Origin of the sequence: Pannonibacter indicus (assembly GCF_001418225.1) — a bacterium.
Classification (GTDB): Bacteria; Pseudomonadota; Alphaproteobacteria; order Rhizobiales; family Stappiaceae; genus Pannonibacter; species Pannonibacter indicus.
This window is the reverse complement of record NZ_LIPT01000012.1, coordinates 31,000-47,493: the sequence shown is the minus strand read 5'-3', so window position 1 is coordinate 47,493 and position 16,494 is coordinate 31,000. Positions and strand designations below refer to the sequence as shown.

Here is a 16,494-nt window from a genome sequence, read left to right as displayed (position 1 = left end):
ATTTCCATTCTGCTGAAGAAAACCGCCCTTCCAGAGAGGCCAAGACCCATGTCCAGCGACCCGCTTCTTCAGCCGTTCCAGCTCAAGCATCTCACCTTGCGCAACCGGATCATCATCACCTCGCATGAGCCGGCCTATCCGGAAGACGGCATGCCCAAGAGCCGTTACCGGGCCTATCACGTGGAGCGGGCGAAGGCCGGGGTGGCCATGACGATGACCGCAGGCTCCGCCGCCGTATCGCGCGACAGCCCGCCCGTGTTCAACAACATCCTCGCCTGGAAGGACGAGGTGGTAAAATGGACAAGGGAGCTGACGGACGCGGTGCATGAGCAGGGCGCGGCCATCATGATCCAGCTCACCCACCTGGGCCGCCGCACCCGCTGGGACAAGGGCGACTGGCTGCCCGTCGTCTCCCCCTCCCATGCGAGGGAGGCCGCGCACCGGGCCTTCCCCAAGCAGCTGGAGGACTGGGACATCGAGCGCATCATCAAGGACTATGGCGATGCGGCCGAGCGCATGCAGGCCGGCGGCATGGATGGCATCGAGCTGGAAGCCTATGGCCATCTGATGGACCAGTTCTGGTCACCGCTGACCAACACGCTGGACGGCCCCTATGGCGGCTCCCTCGACAACCGGCTGCGCTTTGCCTTCGACGTGCTGCGCGAGATCCGCAAGCGCACCGGGCCGGATTTCATCGTTGGCATCCGCTACACGGGCGATGAGCGGCTGGATGGCGGACTTACGCCGGAGGACGGGCTGGAAATCTCCCGCCGCCTGAAGGACAGCGGCCTTGTGGACTTCCTCAACGTGGTGCGCGGCCATATCGATACGGATGCTGGCCTGACGGACGTGATCCCCATTCAGGGCATGGCCAGCGCGCCGCATCTGGATTTTGCCGGCAGCATCCGGGCGGAGACGCAGCTGCCGACCTTCCATGCCGCGCGCATTCCCGATGTTGCCACCGCCCGCCATGCGGTGGCCAGCGGCAAGGTGGACCTCGCCGGCATGACCCGCGCCCACATGGCCGACCCGCATCTGGTGCGCAAGATCATCGCCGGGCAGGAAGAGCGCATCCGCCCCTGCACCGGCGCCAATTATTGCCTCGACCGGATCTATCAGGGCGGCCGTGCCTTCTGCATCCACAACGCCGCCACCGGGCGCGAGGAGACGATGCCGCATGACATCGCCCCCGCCACGCGCCGCCGCAAGGTGGTGATCGTGGGCGCAGGCCCCGCCGGGCTGGAAGCCGCACGGGTGGCCGGTGAGCGCGGGCATGAGGTGACCGTGTTCGAGGCCGCCGCCCGGCCCGGCGGACAGATCCGCCTGACCGCACAGAGCGAACGGCGGCGGGAGATGCTGCCGGTCATCGATTGGCGCATGGCCGAATGCGAGCGGCTCGGCGTCTCCTTCCGCTTCAACACCTGGGCGGAAAGCGCCGATGTTCTGGCAGAAAGCCCCGATGTGGTGATCATCGCCACCGGCGGCCTGCCGGATACTGAGGTTCTGAGTGCGGGCAATGATCTGGTGGTCTCCGCCTGGGACATTCTCTCCGGCGATGCAAAACCCGGACGGCAGGTGCTGGTCTATGACGATGCGGGCGACCACACCGGCCTGCAGGCGGCGGAACTCATCGCAAGGACGGGCGCGAGCGTCGAGATCATGACCCCCGACCGCAGCTTTGCGCCGGAAGTGATGGCCATGAACCTGGTGCCCTACATGCGCAGCCTGCAAAAGCTCGGCACGCGCTTCACCGTCACCTGGCGGCTGCTGGCGGTGGAGCGGCAGGGCAACCTGCTCACCGCCCATCTGGGCAGCGATTACGGCGGGGCCAGCGAGACGCGGACGGTGGATCAGGTGGTCGTCAACCACGGCACCCTGCCACTGGCCGGTCTCTATTTCGAGCTGAAGCCGCTGTCGTCCAATCTTGGGCAGGTGTCGTACGAGGCGCTGATCGCGGGCCAGCCGCAGGAGATCACGCGAAATCCGCAAGGCACCTTCCAGCTCTTCCGCATCGGCGACGCCGTCGCCTCCCGCAACACCCACGCCGCCATCTATGATGCGCTGCGGCTGGTGAAGGACATGTGAGCGGGGGCGGGGTGGACGGCGTCTTCATCGGCCTGCCGGATCTGGCCGCAGACATGGGGCTTCTGAGCCGCCAGAGCTGCTTGAGCGGTTCAGAGGGGAGGCAAAGGGATAAACCTCCCCCAAACGCAAGGCGCCCCGCTTGTGGCGGGGTGCTGCATGGTGTTTTGGCCTGATGCCTGATCAGCCACCGAAGCCGAAGCCCTCGGGCATATCGGTCAAGGTGATGCCGAAGGGCTCAAGGCTCTTCACGATCCAGGTCTGGTTGTTGCCGATGCGGCGGTTATATTCGGCCCAGGCGGAGACGAAGCTCTTGAAGGTTTCGTCGGTGCCATAGTTCAGCGCGATCACGGAAGGGGTCGAGAGCACCGGAACCGGAACCTTCACGGTGCCGACAGCCGGAGCCTTCTTCGAAATCACCAGACCGTTCAGCATGGTGTTGACGAGGCCATCCGCCTTGCCGGTGGTGACCGCGATGATCGCCTCGTCGCGTGTCTTGAAGCGCAGAATATTGGCATTGGGCAGATACTGCTGGGTAATCAGGTCCTGCGCCGAGCCCATGTCCACCGCGAAGGTGTATTTGGGGTCGTTGAGATCCTGCCAGGTCTTGCCCGTCAGCTCGTCCTTGGCCGACACGATGATGAAGCTGTTGTAATAGGTGGGGTCCGAGAAGGACACGGACATGGCACGAACCGGCGTTGCGGTGACGGCGAAGGCCATGTCCACCTTGCCGCTCTGCACGTCGAGAATGGCGTTGGACCAGCTCGATTCCACCACTTCCAGCTTCACGTCCAGCGTCTTGGCAATGTCGCTGGCCATGTCGATGACGAAGCCCTGCCATTCACCGGTGCGCGGGTCCTTGTTGAAATAGGGCACCTCATTGAGGATGGCCGGAATGCGCAGGACACCGCGGGCGCGAATATCATCAATCGTACCGGCACTGGCTGCAGCGGTCCCCGCTGCCAGCGCCATGGCGGCGATGCCGCAGAGTTTTGCAAGAAAGTTCATGTTGCCGGGCCTCCGTTGTTCCCCTGGAATTGCTTTTGCCTGCTCCACATCTTCCAGTGGAGCGGCAGCACTACTGGCCGTGTTTCAGCCTAGCTGCGGCGCAGGATTGAACAATACTAAGGAAGAGGCCGCCCTTATCCTGTTTTTTATATGTGCAGCGCTGCCCGAGCCTCACCACCCCCGCCGCAGAGAAAAGTGCCGGATGAAAACCTTGCCCGTCTCTGAGACGCAGTGACAGCCTTACAGGCCCCGGCACAAGGCCCGGGCGGCGCGGGGGGGGGGGGGGGGAATTGGCGCAGCGTGACGCGGGCCGCTGAATGCCGATCCGTCCTACCGAACCGGATAGTTGAGTTCGATGCCGCGTGGCGCCTCCAGGATCGGGCCGACCAGTTCCTTGCGGCAGTCATCAAACAGCTGCTGCACGGCCTGATGTTTCTGCAGGAAACCGGCCGTGCCGAAATAGACCCGCACCTCCGGCAGGTTGGTGAGGCGCAGGCTGGTGATGCCCTGATCCTCGGGCAGCAGGCACCATTCGGGGATGATCGAAAAGCCCAGCCCCTCCTCCACGCAGCGCTTGACGCTGGAACTGCCGGAGGCGGTGATCGTGGGCTGGACCTTGGCCCCGTCACGGCTGAGGAAATCCATCGTCAGATTGCGCAGGGTCTGGCCCGGCTCGAAGGTGATGAAGGGCTTGTCCCGCGCCCAGCGGGGAATGTCGCGCACCTCGGGCGGGGCGCCCCAGGACTGCGGATAGACCAGGGCGAGCCGGTAGGTGCCAAGCTGCCGCTGCGGCACCACGGGATCGCCGAAGTAGCGTTCGGAGATGCAGATGTCGAGACTGCCGTTCTTCACCAGTTCGGCAAGGACCGTATCGCGCTCGTAGACGGCGAATTCCATGTCGGGAAACTGGGCGCGGAAACGGCTCAGCACCTTCGGAAACAGGTAAAAGAAGATCGCCTGCGGCATGCCGACCCGCAGCGCCGTCCGCTGGTTCTCGATCAGCTTCGTCAGCCGCTCCAGCATGATGTCGAGTTCCGGATAGAGCAGGTTGTAGAGCATCACCCCCCTTGGCGTGAGGGTGATCCGCTTGGCGCCCTGCTCGGTCTCGATCAGCCGCCCGTTCAGCAGCTGCTCCAGCCGCCGCACATGATTGGCGGCGGACTGATAGCTCAGATTAAGCTCCCGCGCGGCGCCCGAAAACGAGCCGTGGCGGGCGACTTCGTAGAAAGTCTGAATGAGTGTCAGGCTGATCTTGGCCATGCTGGTCTACCTCTCTCCCTCCGCCATAATGGCCGGAAATGAGTTCGCCGATACAAAATTCAGGAACAGGGAATGCTGTGTTCTTGTATCGACGCTGCCCCGTCTGCCGCCTCACACTTGGAGGCAAGTCAGAACAAGGGGACCAGACGGTGGACACGCCGCTCGCGCAGACTTCTCCCATCATCATCGCCGGGGCCGGCATTGCCGGGAGTGCGGCTGCCTATTTCCTCGCCCGGCAGGGCCTGAACGTCGAAGTTCTCGACGCGGCAATGCCTGCGGCCGGGGCCTCGGGTGCGTCGGATGGTGCGGTCTCCGTCGCCAGCAAGCGGCCGGGCCCGCTGATGAGCGCGGCCCTTGAAGGCATCGCGCTCTACCGGTCACTGGCGCAGGACGGGCTGCTGGCCGCCGAATTCCACGAGCGCTCCACCTTCATCGTGGCATCAACGGCTGAGGAAGAGGCGGTGCTGGAGCGGCACGGGGCCGCCCTTGCCAGCGCCGGGATCAGGGTCACCGCCTTCTCCGGCCCCGCGATCGTCCGCCGGTTCCCCGCGCTTTCGCCCGCTGCCTGCCTTGTGCTGGAAGTGCATGGCGAGGGTCACGCCATCGGCTATCAGGTCGTCCACCGGCTGCTGAGCGCATCGCGGGCCACGGTTCACCGGAACTGCAAGGTGGAAGGCCTCCTGACCTGCGCCGATGGCAGCCGCATCATCGGCGTGCACACCAGCAAAGGCACCCTCAATGCCGGCGCGCTGCTGATCGCCACCGGCAACGGCACCTCCGCCCTGCTCGGCCTTTCCGGTGTGCTGACCCCGCGCAAGGGCCAGCTCCTGGTCACCGAGCGGGACCGGGCTTTGAGTGCCGGCATGCCGGGCTCGATCATGTCGGGCCGCTATCTCCTGTCGAAAGGCAGCCAGAAGGCGGCAGGCGCCAGGGACCAGCGCGGCTTCGGCCTTGTCATCGACCCGCTGCGGACAGGACAGTTTCTCATCGGCGGCACGCGTGAGGACCACGGCGACACCCGCCAGACGGACCTTGAGGCCGTGAGCACCATGCTGCGGCAGGCCGCAGATCTGGTGCCGGGCCTTGCCCACTTGCGGCTGCTGCGCAGCTTCGCGGGAGCGCGCACAGCCGTTGCCGATGCCCTTCCACTTGCCGGGCGCCTGCCCGGCTGCACCAATGGCTACATTCTCACCGGCTTTGAGGGCGACGGCATCTGCCTGGGCCCGGTGGTGGCCAAGGCCATGGCGGCACTCATCTGCGGCCGGGAGCCGGAGCTGGATCTGGCCCCCTTCGCACCGGACCGCTTCGCCAGCCTGAGGTTTGCCGCATGACTGGCCCGAGCTTTTTCTGGTGCGGCGAGACCGTCCCCTTCCGGCCGGGCGAAACCATTGCAGCGGCGCTGACAGCGGCCCGCATTCTGCACCTCGGCACAGACGCAAATGGCCAGCCCGCCCGCTATTTCTGCGGTATCGGTGCCTGTCAGGCCTGTGCCGTGCTGGTTGATGGCACCATCCGCGAGGCCTGCCTCACCCCCGCCCGCAGCGGCAGCGAGGTCCGGCCGGTGACGCCTGCCAGCGCAGGAGGCAATGATGCAGGCTGACGGCCAGTCCTTTCACGATGTCATCGTCATCGGCAGCGGCCCGGCGGGAATGGCCTGCGCCATCACCGCAGCGCGCGGCGGTGCCAGCGTGCTGCTGGCGGACCAGCGGCCCGGCCCCGGCGGCGCCATCTTCCGCATGGCCATTCCCGGCGTGCCGCCGGTGTCCCTCGCCAGAGCGCAGAAGCGCCTGCGGGAACGGCTGTTTGCGGGCCTTGAAAACACACCCGCGATCCAGCGCCTGCCGGAACACCTCTATCTTGGCCTTGATGCGGACGGCCTTGTCATGCTGGAGGACCGGAAGGCCGGTCAGGTGAAGACCTTCCGCTGCCGCATCCTGTGCCTTGCCACCGGGGCCGTGGAGCGCGTGCTGCCCCGCCCCGGCTGGACGCTTCCCGGCGTGATGACGGCTGGCGGGTTGCAGGTGATGATGAAGGAAACGGGCAGAGCCCCGGCAGGCCGCACCGTTCTGGCCGGATCCGGCCCGCTGCTGCTGGCCGTGGCCGCCCAGCTTGTCCGCCTCGGCACCCCGCCGCTTACGGTCATTGAGGCTGGTGATCCCTTTCGGCAACTCCGCGCGGGGCTCGGCCTGCTGCGCTGGCCCGGCCTCTGTCTGGAGGCCGGCGGCTATGTGGCCTCCCTTCTCACCGCCCGTGTGCCCTGGCACAGGGGGGCAAGGCTGACCGGCATCGAAACGGCGGCAGGCGGCCTTGCGGCGCAGTGGCAGGACCGGCATGGCCGGGTTCATACGCTGGCCGCAGACCGCGTCGCGCTGCATGACGGCCTTGCCGAAAACAGCTTCGGCCTTGCCCCTTCAGGCAGTTCGCAAAATACGCCCGGCCATCCGCTGGTGCTGCAATCCGGGGATTGCCGTCAGGCCCTCGGCGCCCCTGCCGCCGCGTGCAGCGGAGAGACCGCCGGGCAGATCTGCCTTGACGTGCTCGCAGGCCGGACAGAGCCTGCGGAGCGCCTGCAGCAGCGGCTGAGAACCGCGGCGAGCCGATACGGGAAGATGCAGGATCTCATCGCCCGCGTCTTCGCAGCGCAAGACGGACCGGAGCATTTCAACCGCCTGCCCGATGACACCGTGCTCTGCCGCTGCGAAGGCAGGACAATGGGCGATCTGCGCGAGCTTTTCACCTCAGACCCCGGCCTCTCCGGCCGTGAGCTGAAGCTGAACGGGCGCTTTGCCATGGGCGCCTGCCAGGGCCGGTTCTGCGCCGCCAACACCGCCGCCGCAGTGGCCGGACTGACCGGCAGCAGCCTGCCCGTTTCCACGATCACCGGCCACCGCTGGCCTGTCCGCCCTGTTCCCATTTCCAGCCTGATCCGGCCCGAGCCCGGCAAGGCTGACCACGCTGAAGAGGCCACACAATGACACTGCCGGTCCAGACCGCTCCAACCCTCTCCCCAACCCTCTCCCCTGCCAGCACTGCAGCCATCGAGGTGCGCAATCCCTTTGATGGGGCACTCGCAGGCGAAGTGCCGGTCAGCACCGGAGCGGAGGTTCTCGCCGCCCTCGCCCGCGCCCGCAAGGCGCAGGCCGACTTCCGGCACTCCACCCCGGCGCTGCGCCGCAAGCTGCTGGAGTCACTCGCCGCGCAGATTGCCGCCCATGCGGAAGAACTGGCCCGGACCATCTGCAACGAGATGGGCAAGACCATCACGGAAGCCCGCAATGAAGTGCGCCGGGCCCAGAACACCCTGCGGCTCTCGGGCGATGCAGCCACCTTCCTTGACGGAGAGACCCTGCATTGCGCCATCGTCGAGGGCGGCGCCGACCGGCTGGCCACCGTCACCTATCAGCCGGTAGGCGTTGTCGGGGCCATCACGCCCTTCAACTATCCGCTCAACCTCTTGTGCCACAAGCTCGGGCCGGCCATTGCCGCGGGCAATGCGGTGATCGCCAAGCCATCCCCCAAAGCCCCGCTCGCAGCCGCGATGCTCTGTGATCTCGCCGCAAAGGCGGGCTGGCCGGACGGGCTGTTTCAGGTGGTGCATGGCGGCGCTGAAACGGCGCTGTCGCTGGCCCGCGCGCCCATCGACCTTCTGTCCTTCACCGGCGGCCCGGCGGCCGGCCTTGCGCTGAAGGCGGCCAGCGGACTGGTGCGGTGCCTGATGGAACTGGGCGGCAATGACCCCTTGTTTGTGCTGCCGGATGCGGATCTCGGCCGGGCCGTGGCCACGGCCATCGGCCACCGCTTTGAAATCGCCGGTCAGAGCTGCGCGGCTGTAAAGAAGCTCTACCTGCATGAGGACATCGAAGAGGAATTCACCGCCCGGCTGCTGGCCGAAGTCGCACGCATAAGCACAGGCGATCCCCGGCTGGCGGAGACGGTGATGGGTCCGGTCATCGACGAGGCGGCAGCCGCTCTGGTGGAGAGCCGGATCAGCCAGACCCTTGCGGGCGGCGCAAGGCTGCTGGCCGGTGGCACCCGCGAGGGCACGCTCGTGGCCCCCACGGTCCTGCGCAATGTGGCTGCCGATGCTCCGGTCATTGCTGGGGAAACCTTCGGGCCGGTCATCGCCATCCGCAGCTTCCGCGATCCGGCGGCCGCCATCTGCGAGGTGAATGCGGGCGACTATGGCCTGCAGGCCGGAGTCTTCACCAATGACCATTCGCTGGTGAAGCTGTTCTCCCGCGAGCTGGCGGTGGGCGGTGTCATGATCAACGAGGGGCCGGACTTCCGCGCCGAACATGTGCCCTTCGGCGGCATCAAGCGCAGCGGGCTGGGCCGCGAGGGCGTGCGCATCACCTTGCGGGAGATGTCCGAAACCAAGGTGGTGATCGACTGACGCCAGCCCGCGCAGGGCATGAACAATGTCAAGGCATGACGCGCCAGCATCGCCAGAGCTGGCAGGAGGAGCAGGAGCAATGCGGATCTCGATCTTCGGAGCATCCGGCCGTACCGGCACAAAGCTGGTGGAACTGGTGCTGGCCAGTCCGGGGCTGGAACTGGTGGCCGCGCTTGTCTCGCCCACCTCACGCCATGTGGGGCAGCCGGTGGCGGGCGGCGCATTGGAATACCGGCCCGCAGAAGCGGCCATGAACACCCGCTGCGATGTGATCATCGACTTCTCGGCGCCCGCCGCCTCACTCTGGCTGCAGGAGCAGATCGGCAGCAGCCCGCTGCCCTGCGTCATCGGCACGACGGGCTTTTCCAGGGCGCAGGAGGACCAGCTGACCGGCTGGTCCGCCCACCGGCCGATGGTGATCAGCGCCAATTTCGCCCTTGGCTTTGAGGCTTTCCGCCTGTGCGCAGCACGCTTTGCCAGCACCATGCCGGGCGCCGAAGCCACGGTGCGGGAGGTCTATCACGCCCGCAAGAAAGCCGAAGCATCCGGCACCTCCCGCTGGCTGGCGGAAACCGTGCGAAAGGCGCGGAGCAAGGCCATGGGCTTTGCTGCAAGCGAACCGGACATCACCATCAACCGCGAGGGCGATGTCACCGGCATCAACGAGGTGCGCTTTGACCTGGGGTCCGCCGGGCTGACGCTCACCTATCAGGTTCACACACTGGCAGCCTATGCCGAAGGCGCAATGGCTGCCGCCAGCTGGCTCCGCACGGCCAGACCAGACCCCGGGCGTTACACGCTCGCCGACACCCAAACCACATGACTTCCACGGGAGAGCCCCATGACACAGCTTTCTGACCGCTTCCGCGGTGTCTTCACCGCCCTCGTCACCCCGTTCCGCAATGGCAGCATTGACCATGATGCCTATGCCACCCTGGTGGAACGCCAGCTTGCAGCCGGTGTCACGGGCCTTGTGCCCGTGGGCACCACCGGCGAAGCGGCAACCCTGTCCGATGCGGAAGCCGAAGACCTGATCCGCCGGACGGTGGAACTGGCCCGGGGCCGCGCCTTCATCCTTGCGGGCGCAGGCGCCAATGACACGGCAAAGGCCGTGGAAAAGGTCCGCCGGGCGGAAGCTGCCGGGGCCGATGGCGTGCTCGTCGTGACCCCCTATTACAACAAGCCGGAGCAGGCAGGCCTCATCGCCCATTACAGCGCCGTGGCGAAGGCAACCTCCCTGCCGGTGGTGCTCTATTCTGTGCCCGGCCGCTGCGGCGTCGAGATTGCGCCGGAAACCTGCGCCCGGCTGATGGACATGCACGCCAATATCGTTGCCATCAAGGAAGCGGGCGGCTCCCCTTCCCGCGTGACGGAGCTGCGGCAGGCCTGCGGCAGCCGCCTCATCATTCATTCGGGCGACGATGGCCTGACGCTGCCGTTCCTGTCGCTCGGCGCCTGCGGTGTCACCAGCGTCGTCTCCAACATCGCCCCGCGCGAGATGGTGGAGCTGGTGAAGGCGTGGGAACAGGGCGACACGGCCCGTGCGCTGGCGGTGCATGAACTGGTCGCGGAGCTTGCCGGCAGCATGTTCATCGAGTCCAATCCCGGTCCGGTGAAGGCGGCTCTCGCCCTCGCCAATCTCGCCGGACCCGAGATGCGCCTGCCGATGGTGCCCGTCTCCGACCGGAGCCGCCAGACCATTGCCGCCGTTCTGAGCCGTTTCGGCTCGGCATCCGGCAGCTTTTCCGGCAGCGCCTGCTGACCCGGCAAGGCGCCTGCCGTGCCCGGCGGTGGAAAGACCGCCGGGCGGCCAAGAAACACAAGAACCGGAAGACCCAGAGGGACCAGAATGACTGACACATCACATGCGCCGGCCCCCGGCAGAACAGGAGGCGGATCGTGACCTACACCTGGGATTTTCACTCCGCCTTGCAGTACAGGGATCTGTTCCTGTGGGGGCTCTGGATCAGCGTCCTCTACACAGCGGGTTCCATCCTGTTCGGGGTGCTGATCGGCTTTCTCACCTGCGCCATGCGCCTCTCCGGCTGGAAGGTGCTCGACCTGACCGCCCGCACCTATCAGGAAATCTTCCGCTGCACGCCGCTTCTGGTTCAGCTGCTGTGGTTCTATTACGCCTTCCCGCTGCTGGTGGGCGGAACCATCGACAACCGGGTGGCCGCCATGCTGACCCTGTCGCTCTATGTCGGGGCCTTTTATGCGGAGATCTTCCGGGGCGGCATCGTCTCGATCGACCGGGGCCAGCGTGAGGCGGCAGCGGCCATCGGCATGAGCCCCTGGCAGTCGATGCAGCGCATCATCCTGCCGCAAGCGCTGAAACGGATGCTGCCGTCCTTCATCAACCAGTCCGTCATCCAGTTCAAGAACACCTCGCTGGTGTCGGTGATCTCGGTGGCCGACCTGGCCTACATGGCGGCCGTCGTCAACGGCCAGACCTACCGCCCGCTCGAATCCTACACGGTCATGGCCGTCCTCTACATCGCGGTGCTTCTGCCCGTGACGCAGATCGCCGACCGGGTGGAAAAGCGGCTGCGCGTGAGCGATTGAAGGAGAAGGGCATGACCAGCGAAATCAGCCGTGCCGCCGCAGGCCCGGTGATCGAAGCCTCCGGGCTGAAGAAGAGCTATGGCAATCACCACGTCCTCAAGGGCCTTGATCTCAGCCTCAGCCGGGGCGAAGTGGTGGCCCTGATCGGGCCGTCGGGCTCGGGCAAATCCACCTTCATCCGCTGCCTCAACCGCATGGAGCATCCGACCGGCGGCGAGATCCGTTTCCGCCAGCAGCCGGTGGGCGACAGTTTCCGGGACAGTGCGGGCAAGATCGGCATCGGCACCTTGCGCCGCCATGTCGGCATGGTGTTCCAGCACTTCAACCTGTTCCCGCATATGACCGTGCTGCAGAACGTCACCGAAGGCCCGGTCACCGTCTGCCGCAGGCCGCGCCGGGAAGCCGAAGAGCTGGCCATGGACCTGCTGGCGAAGGTCGGCCTTGCCGAAAAACACGCGGCCTACCCCAACCATCTCTCGGGCGGGCAGAAGCAGCGGGTCGCCATTGCCCGGGCCCTGGCCATGGAACCGGAGCTTCTGCTCCTCGACGAGGTGACCAGCGCGCTTGATCCGGAGCTTGTCGGTGAGGTTCTGGCCGTCATCCGCTCGCTCGCCGAACAGGGCATGACCATGGCCATCGTCACCCACGAAATGGCCTTCGCCGCCGAAGTTGCCGGACGGGTGCTGTTTCTCGACCAGGGCGTCATTGCCGAAAGCGGCACGCCGGACAGCGTCATCCTCAACCCGGAAAATCCCCGTCTCCAGGCGTTTGTGGCCCGTTTCCGGCCCTGACAGAAAGGCAAGAAAGCCATGTCCGGCTTCAACATCTCTATCGTGGGTGCAGGGCGGGTGGGCACGGCCCTTGCCGTGCTGCTGGCGCAGGATGCCAGCTTCCGGGTGCGGGTGCTTGACCGCTCCGAGGATGCGCTCGACGGCTTGCGCCACGCAACTGCGCCGCTGGAAACACGCCTCCTGTGCCATGGGGAGGAGCTGCACACGGTTCTGGCGGGTGAGGATCTCGTGGTCGCCGCCGTGCCGGACAGCGCCGTCGCCGCCGTGGCAGAGGCTGCCCGGCGCGCCCGCGTCCACTATCTCGACTTCATCGCCACGCCACCGGCGGCCCGCCTGCCGCTGGAGGAACTGGCGGCAACCCGCGCCGTGCTGCCCGGCTGCGGCGTGTCACCGGGCCTTGCCGGAACCCTCGCCTGCGCTTTGCTGAAACGCTATGCGCCGGTGTCGGATCTCATCATCCGCGTCGGCGCCCTGCCCCGCTATCCCGCCAACCGGCTGGGCTATGGCCAGATCTGGCATGTGGACGGGCTGATCGACGAATACACCCGCCCCTGCACCGCCCTGCGCGAAGGCCGCAGCACGGAACTGTCGCCGCTGGAGGACTACGAGCGCCTCAACATCGATGGCGTCGCCTTCGAGGCCTTCACCACGTCGGGCGGGCTGGGGGATCTGGATGCGGTGGCCCGGTTCTCGCCGCGCAGCGTCACCTTCAAGACCCTGCGCTATCCCGGCCATCTGGATTACATGCGCTTTCTGCTCGATGATCTTGGCCTGCGCCAGCGCCGCGACATGCTGAAATCCCTGCTCTGCAACGGGCTGCCGGTGGTGGAGGATGACGTGCTGCATGTGATGCTGACGGTGAAGGCCATGCGCGGCCGCCAGCCGGTGGAACGGACCCAGTGCCTGCGCTTCGGCCCCCCGCAAGGCCCCCTGCATGGCCCCGCAGGCTTCGGCACAAATGGAGGCAATGGCGGAGGCGCTGGTGGAGGCAATGGCAGGGAAGCGGTCAACGCCCTCACGGCCACCGCCACAGCCTATGCCGCGACCCTGATCAGCGGCCTTGCCGGCGGCAAACTGGCCGCAACCGGCATGCTCGACCCGGCCTCGCTCGACGTGGACGCCATGCTCACCGGCCCCTACCTCGCCCCGCTGCTCAATGGCAGCGCCGCCGCGCCGTATTAGCGGTCAAGCGTGACATAGGTGACGGCGGCGCACGCCCTTCCCCCTCCATAATGCTGCCTGCTAGGTGGCGCTCGCAAGAAAGCTGCAAGGCTCAGTTCCTTACAAAGGCGGAAGCGGACTGGGGGAGGTTTGCAGCGGGCCTGTCATCAGGGCGCCGATGCGCAGGCCGAGCGCTTCGGCGGCGGCGAGTGCTGGGCCGAGATGGCTGGTGCCCTTGCCCCGCTCCAGTTCGCTGACGAAACGGCGGTTGGTGCCGATCATGCTGGCAAGATCCGCCTGTGTATACGCCAGCGCCTTGCGCCGCGCCCGGATGGCCGCGCCGAACTCCCGTGCCAGCCGCTCTTCTGCCGGAGACAATGCCATCTGCACCTCGCCAATCTGCTACACATCTGTAGCATCATGAGCTGAGAACCACAAGATGATACCTTTCTGTAGCATTGGGACTGAACACGCCCAAAAGCTACAGAAAGGTATCTTTACAGCACTTACACACTCCAACGATGCCGTTCTGTACCATCCTCCGCGCCAGCGCCCGATTTGACAGCGGCGGGCAAAATTGGCAGCACTGTCGCCAGAGACGGGGAAAGCTTTCATGGCGAAACGTGGCGAAGGGCAGACGAGGCTGGATGATGCGGCAAGGGCAGGCTGGCTCTATTACGTCGCGGGCCGCACCCAGGACGAAATCGCCGCCGCCATGGGCATCTCGCGCCAGAGCGCGCAGCGGCTGGTGTCGCTGTCGGTGGCCGAACGGCTGATCAAGGTGCGCCTCGACCACCCCATCGCCGCCTGCCTGGAACTGGCCGAGGCGGTGAAGGCGCGCTGGGGCCTCAAGGATGTGGAGATCGTGCCCACCGATCCGGCCGCAGAATCGGCCACGGTCGGCGTTGCCGAAGCCGGTGCCGCCCAGCTGGAGCGCTGGCTGAAGCAGAGCGGCCCGCTCGTCATTGCCATGGGCACGGGGCGGACCCTGCGCGCCATGATCGATCAGCTGCCGCCCTTGGAATGCCCGCAGCACAAGATCGTCTCGCTCACCGGCAACATCAGCCCGGATGGCTCGGCCGCCTATTTCAACGTCATCTTCTCCATGGCCGATGCGGTAAAGGCACCGCATTTCCCCATGCCGCTGCCGGTGATCGTGTCCTCTCCGGCAGAACGCAAGCTGCTGCACAGCCAGCCGCTCGTCGCCCCGACCATCGCCCTCGGGCACCGCAGCAATGTCACCTTCGTCGGCATCGGCGAGATGAACATGAGCGCACCGCTGCTGGTAGACGGCTTCCTGAAGGCGGAGGAGATGGAAGACATCCTGCGCGCGGGCGCAGCGGGCGAGATCTGCGGCTGGATCTTCGGCGCGGACGGCAAGCTGCTGGATCACCCGGTCAACGAACGGGTCGCCAGCCTCGAAATCCCCTCGCGCCAGACCTCCACCGTCATCGGCATCGCCCGCGGCAAGCGCAAGCATGCGGCGATCCTCGCCGCCGTGCGGGGCGGGCATATCAACAGCCTCATCACCGATGAAGAGGCGGCCCGGCACCTTCTTTCCCGGACGTAAGATTTTTTAGAAGCAATATCAATTTCTTACCTGATTCTTTCGGCATTGCAGCATGGAATCCGGATTGACATTTTGCGCACTCAAAGTGAGTAATTGCCCACGAGCAAAGCGAATGCTCATTTTCTTCTGGGAGGAAGACATGCACTTGAAGACGATTCTGCTGGGCGCGGGCTCGCTGCTGGCCCTTGCCGGCATGGCCTCGGCCGAAACCCTGACGATTGCGACGGTCAACAACGGCGACATGATCCGCATGCAGGGCCTCACCTCCGAATTCACGGCGCAGAATCCGGGCATCGAGGTCCAGTGGGTGACGCTGGAGGAAAATGTCCTGCGCGAGCGTGTCACCACCGACATCGCTACCCGGGGCGGCCAGTATGACATCATGACCATCGGCACCTACGAGGTTCCGATCTGGACGAAGCAGGGCTGGCTGCTGCCGCTGGAGAACCTTGGCGCAGACTATGACGTGGACGACCTCTTGCCGGCCATCCGCTCGGGCCTGACCGGCGAGGACGGCAAGCTCTATGCCGCGCCCTTCTATGGCGAGAGCTCTTTCGTCATGTACCGCAAGGACCTGATGGAAAAGGCCGGGCTGACCATGCCGGACGCCCCCACCTGGGACTTCATCGCCGATGCGGCGCGCAAGATGACCGACCGGGCCAATGGCATCAACGGCATCTGCCTGCGCGGCAAGGCGGGCTGGGGCGAGAACATGGCCTTCCTGACGGCCACGTCCAACGCCTTCGGCGCCCGCTGGTTTGACGAGAACTGGCAGCCGCAGTTCGACCAGCCGGAATGGAAGAACACCCTCGACTTCTATGTGAAGCTGATGAATGACGCCGGTCCGCAGGGCGCCTCCTCGAACGGCTTCAATGAAAACCTGGCGCTGTTCCAGCAGGGCAAGTGCGGCATGTGGATCGACGCCACCGTCGCCGCTTCCTTCGTGACGAACCCGCAGGACTCCACCGTCGCCGAACAGGTGGGCTTTGCACTGGCGCCCGACACGGGCCTCGGCAAGCGCGGCAACTGGCTCTGGGCCTGGAACCTCGCCATCCCGGCCGGCACGCAGAAGGCGGAAGCGGCGGAAAAGTTCATCGCCTGGGCAACCGGCAAGGCCTATCTGGAGCTTGTCGCCTCGAAGGAGGGCTGGGCCAACGTTCCCCCCGGCACCCGCACCTCGCTTTATGAGAATGCCGAGTACCAGGCCGCAGCGCCCTTTGCGAAGATGACGCTGGACTCCATCAACGCCGCCGACCCGAAGAACCCCACCGTCAAGCCGGTGCCTTATGTGGGCGTGCAGTTCGTAGCCATTCCCGAGTTCCAGAGCCTCGGCACCTCGGTCGGCCAGCTCTTCTCGGCAGCACTCGCCGGCCAGATGTCCGTCGATGACGCCCTCGCCCAGGCCCAGACCATAACCGTCCGCGAAATGACCCGCGGCGGCTACATCAAGTAAGCGGCGGGCGGAGGGGTTTCAGATAAGCCTCTCCGCACCCGCCTGCGGGACATGTGTTTGAAACGGATCGCGATTGATGTTCGCAGCGATGCGTCAGGTTTACGGCACGGCCTCTCAATCCCCTTCCCCCTTGAGGGGAGGGGAGGCTGAGAGGCTGTACCGGAATGACCAGGCTTCAGGCTTTCCTCAAGCTGTCTCCGGCTTCAAACAC

At 65.9% G+C, this 16,494-nt stretch carries 15 protein-coding genes; 12 read left to right on the top strand and 3 right to left on the bottom strand.

Annotated features, from left to right (window positions below; genetic code table 11):
* The first annotated feature begins 48 nt into the window (after window positions 1-48).
* On the top strand, window positions 49-2,085 hold the full coding sequence (locus ASC48_RS15290) for an NADH:flavin oxidoreductase (RefSeq protein ID WP_055456596.1): 2,037 nt from the start codon (window positions 49-51) through the stop codon (window positions 2,083-2,085).
* 180 nt (window positions 2,086-2,265) lie between these two features.
* Here the strand turns inward: ASC48_RS15290 and ASC48_RS15285 are convergent, their stop codons facing one another.
* Together ASC48_RS15285 and ASC48_RS15280 are read right to left on the bottom strand one after the other, a co-directional pair.
* Window positions 2,266-3,090 carry a transporter substrate-binding domain-containing protein gene (locus ASC48_RS15285; RefSeq protein ID WP_055456595.1) on the bottom strand — a complete coding sequence of 275 codons (825 nt, stop codon included), beginning with the start codon at window positions 3,088-3,090 and terminating at the stop codon, window positions 2,266-2,268.
* Window positions 3,091-3,420: 330 nt separating this feature from the next.
* Entirely contained in the window at window positions 3,421-4,350 is a 930-nt protein-coding gene (locus ASC48_RS15280; protein ID WP_055456594.1) for a LysR family transcriptional regulator, read from the bottom strand.
* A gap of 149 nt (window positions 4,351-4,499) precedes the next feature.
* On the opposite strand from ASC48_RS15280, the gene ASC48_RS15275 reads away from it, so the two are divergent.
* The 9 genes from ASC48_RS15275 (at window position 4,500) to ASC48_RS15235 (ending at window position 13,281) form a co-directional block, all read left to right on the top strand.
* A complete protein-coding gene (locus ASC48_RS15275; protein WP_055456593.1) occupies window positions 4,500-5,681 on the top strand; it encodes an NAD(P)/FAD-dependent oxidoreductase in 1,182 nt (393 codons plus the stop codon).
* Window positions 5,678-5,950, top strand: a complete 273-nt coding sequence (locus ASC48_RS15270) for a 2Fe-2S iron-sulfur cluster-binding protein (RefSeq protein WP_055456592.1) — start codon at window positions 5,678-5,680, stop codon at window positions 5,948-5,950. Before ASC48_RS15275 ends, ASC48_RS15270 begins: the two co-directional genes overlap by 4 nt.
* Window positions 5,937-7,325: an FAD-dependent oxidoreductase gene (locus tag ASC48_RS15265; protein ID WP_244270078.1), complete on the top strand. Its 1,389-nt coding sequence runs from the start codon at window positions 5,937-5,939 to the stop codon at window positions 7,323-7,325. Before ASC48_RS15270 ends, ASC48_RS15265 begins: the two co-directional genes overlap by 14 nt.
* Window positions 7,322-8,743 carry an aldehyde dehydrogenase family protein gene (locus ASC48_RS15260; protein WP_055456590.1) on the top strand — a complete coding sequence of 474 codons (1,422 nt, stop codon included), beginning with the start codon at window positions 7,322-7,324 and terminating at the stop codon, window positions 8,741-8,743. The genes ASC48_RS15265 and ASC48_RS15260 overlap by 4 nt, the downstream gene beginning before the upstream one ends.
* Window positions 8,744-8,822: 79 nt before the next feature.
* The gene (locus ASC48_RS15255) at window positions 8,823-9,566 is read left to right on the top strand and encodes a dihydrodipicolinate reductase C-terminal domain-containing protein (RefSeq protein ID WP_055456589.1); all 744 of its coding nucleotides are present in this window, start codon (window positions 8,823-8,825) and stop codon (window positions 9,564-9,566) included.
* 18 nt (window positions 9,567-9,584) lie between these two features.
* Entirely contained in the window at window positions 9,585-10,505 is a 921-nt protein-coding gene (gene dapA / locus ASC48_RS15250; protein ID WP_055456588.1) for a 4-hydroxy-tetrahydrodipicolinate synthase, read from the top strand.
* Between the two features lie 137 nt (window positions 10,506-10,642).
* On the top strand, window positions 10,643-11,308 hold the full coding sequence (locus ASC48_RS15245) for an amino acid ABC transporter permease (RefSeq protein WP_055456587.1): 666 nt from the start codon (window positions 10,643-10,645) through the stop codon (window positions 11,306-11,308).
* An 11-nt stretch (window positions 11,309-11,319) separates the two neighbouring features.
* Window positions 11,320-12,099: an amino acid ABC transporter ATP-binding protein gene (locus ASC48_RS15240; RefSeq protein ID WP_055456653.1), complete on the top strand. Its 780-nt coding sequence runs from the start codon at window positions 11,320-11,322 to the stop codon at window positions 12,097-12,099.
* Between the two features lie 18 nt (window positions 12,100-12,117).
* A complete protein-coding gene (locus tag ASC48_RS15235; RefSeq protein WP_055456586.1) occupies window positions 12,118-13,281 on the top strand; it encodes a saccharopine dehydrogenase family protein in 1,164 nt (387 codons plus the stop codon).
* Window positions 13,282-13,380: 99 nt separating this feature from the next.
* Here ASC48_RS15235 and ASC48_RS15230 read toward each other — a convergent pair whose 3' ends face one another.
* On the bottom strand, window positions 13,381-13,644 hold the full coding sequence (locus ASC48_RS15230; protein WP_055456585.1) for a helix-turn-helix domain-containing protein: 264 nt from the start codon (window positions 13,642-13,644) through the stop codon (window positions 13,381-13,383).
* 229 nt (window positions 13,645-13,873) lie between these two features.
* Here ASC48_RS15230 and ASC48_RS15225 point away from each other — a divergent pair, with 229 nt between their 5' ends.
* Both ASC48_RS15225 and ASC48_RS15220 read left to right on the top strand, forming a co-directional pair.
* Window positions 13,874-14,830 (top strand): sugar-binding transcriptional regulator, encoded by a 957-nt coding sequence (locus ASC48_RS15225; protein WP_055456584.1) that lies wholly within the window; start codon window positions 13,874-13,876, stop codon window positions 14,828-14,830.
* A gap of 139 nt (window positions 14,831-14,969) precedes the next feature.
* Window positions 14,970-16,283: an ABC transporter substrate-binding protein gene (locus tag ASC48_RS15220; protein ID WP_055456652.1), complete on the top strand. Its 1,314-nt coding sequence runs from the start codon at window positions 14,970-14,972 to the stop codon at window positions 16,281-16,283.
* Window positions 16,284-16,494 lie beyond the last annotated feature (211 nt).